The organism is Hungatella sp. SL.1.14, from assembly GCF_024460495.1.
GTDB classification, from domain to species: domain Bacteria; phylum Bacillota; class Clostridia; order Lachnospirales; family Lachnospiraceae; genus Hungatella; species Hungatella hathewayi.
In genome coordinates, this window is sequence record NZ_JANFYJ010000071.1 from 1 (window position 1) to 1,741 (window position 1,741).

General features: G+C 42.7%; 5 protein-coding genes. All 5 read left to right on the forward strand.

The genetic code is table 11. The features are described 5' to 3' along the window. The first annotated feature begins 134 nt into the window (after nt 1-134). The 5 genes from NE473_RS29880 (at nt 135) to NE473_RS29895 (ending at nt 1,595) form a co-directional block, all read left to right on the forward strand. Nucleotides 135-386, forward strand: a complete 252-nt coding sequence (locus tag NE473_RS29880; protein ID WP_039890427.1) for a LexA family protein — start codon at nt 135-137, stop codon at nt 384-386. After that, complete coding sequence (locus tag NE473_RS33270) at nt 379-474, forward strand: hypothetical protein (protein ID WP_080552227.1); 96 nt, start codon at nt 379-381, stop codon at nt 472-474. Before NE473_RS29880 ends, NE473_RS33270 begins: the two co-directional genes overlap by 8 nt. A 76-nt stretch (nt 475-550) precedes the next feature. Continuing rightward, the gene (locus NE473_RS29885; protein ID WP_006771079.1) at nt 551-751 is read left to right on the forward strand and encodes an ATP--guanido phosphotransferase; all 201 of its coding nucleotides are present in this window, start codon (nt 551-553) and stop codon (nt 749-751) included. A 30-nt stretch (nt 752-781) separates the two neighbouring features. After that, nucleotides 782-979, forward strand: coding sequence for a hypothetical protein (locus NE473_RS29890; RefSeq protein ID WP_039890430.1), 198 nt, complete (start codon nt 782-784; stop codon nt 977-979). A gap of 154 nt (nt 980-1,133) precedes the next feature. After that, nucleotides 1,134-1,595, forward strand: a complete 462-nt coding sequence (locus NE473_RS29895) for an SAM-dependent methyltransferase (protein WP_349767227.1) — start codon at nt 1,134-1,136, stop codon at nt 1,593-1,595. The last annotated feature ends 146 nt before the right edge of the window (nt 1,596-1,741 follow it).

Consider the following 1,741-nt stretch of genomic DNA (forward strand, 5'->3'; position numbering starts at 1 on the left):
GTTGAGAAATGTGCCAGGGTGGAAAGATTTGACTGACGAGCAGCTTGACAGGGTGAGGATTTACCGTACAGGAGAGGACTGGTACGTGGAAGATGCAGATTTCTATGAATACAGATTTTAGGAGGCGACAGACCATGAAAGAGCGTCATGAGCAGATCAGGGATTACATTGTACAGTACACCATATCCCACGGCTGGCCTCCCTCTGTACGTGAAATCGGGGAAGGCGTAGGGCTGGAGAGCACGAGCAGTGTACAATTGCATCTCAAGCAGATGGCAGACGCGGGGATCATTAAAATGGTGCCGGGGCAGCCGAGGTGTATTGCGGTGCCGGGAGTAAAGATCACATGGGAAGGGGATGCAGAATGCGGAAAAGTAAGTGTCTAAAAATGCATTACCCGGAATCTATTTGTATGGCAGAAAGAATTGTATTGTTTCACGGAACCAGATTTCGCATTGCTTTGAGTGTTCATGAGTTTTACTGCAAGAAGTGCAAGAAGATTCGGAATTTGTGGTTTATCAATAGATAATTGACGTTTAGGAGGTGCAGAATGAAAGATTATGCGCAATTGTACGATGATGAACTGGATTATGAGAGAGATATCGAGACAGGATTAGAACAGCTTTGCGAGCTGAGGTTAAAAATGTACCGTGAGAAAGACACCGACATTTTGAAAGAGATTACCCCTGTGCTCAACGCGATTATCCACGATGCAGAACGGTACAGGGATTGGATTCAGGCACAGAATTAAGATTGAGGTGATGCAGTGAGAAGGATGAGATTGATTAAGATAGTTGTGCCAGAAATTGTAGCTTATTTCGTACAGGGGACGGAAGCGCCAGAACCAGAATATAATTGCACCTGTGGAATGGGTGTGGCTAAAGAATATAAATGCTGTCCATACTGTGGCGCAGAGCTGGCGTGGGGGCAGGTAAAGAAGCCATCAAAAGAATTCAGCAAAATGCTGGAACGATTGTAAATTAGTATTTTGAGGAGGATAGTATGAGTAAAGAAGATCTTGAAAGAATGAAAGCGCTGGAAGAAAAAAGAGATAATTGTACAATCACTGAAATCGAAGAAAAGGAACTCACTTATCTTATCTGGAAGTATACAAATTAGGATTTTGTAAAGGAGTGATTGAAATAGAAAGAGTATTAGATGCTTGTTGTGGTAGCCGGATGTTTTATTTTGACAGGCAGAATCCAGAGGTAATCTATGCTGACAACAGAGAGTTAGAAACAACCTTGTGTGACGGACGTACTCTGCTGATTAAACCTGATGTAAAGATGGACTTCCGGGATATGCCATATCCTGATAACAGTTTCAAAGTTGTTGTATTTGACCCGCCACATTTGATTCATGCGGGGACGGGGAGCTGGTTGGCCAATAAATACGGAATCCTACCGGCTGACTGGCCGGAGTATTTGAAGCAGGGATTTAGCGAGTGCATGAGAGTAATGGAGCCTGATGGGCTATTGATTTTTAAATGGAATGAGGATCAAATAAAATTATCTGAAGTATTGAGAGTTTTTGATAAAAAACCATTACTGGGAGACCAGAGAGGAAAAACAAGATGGCTGGTCTTTATCAAATAAACTGATATTTGACCGATTAAGAAAGGAGCTGGAACCTTTCCGGAAAACAGGCGCGCCGGGTTCCTTTTTTGAAAATGAAAGCAATTATGAAATACCCAGGCAGTAAATGGAGTATAGCGGATTGGATTATCAGTTATTTTCCGCAG

Coding starts and splice junctions, on each gene's coding strand:
- NE473_RS29880 (WP_039890427.1), top strand. CDS start 135: ATGAAAGAGCGTCATGAGCAGATCAGGGATTACATTGTACAGTACACC.
- NE473_RS29885 (WP_006771079.1), top strand. CDS start 551: ATGAAAGATTATGCGCAATTGTACGATGATGAACTGGATTATGAGAGA.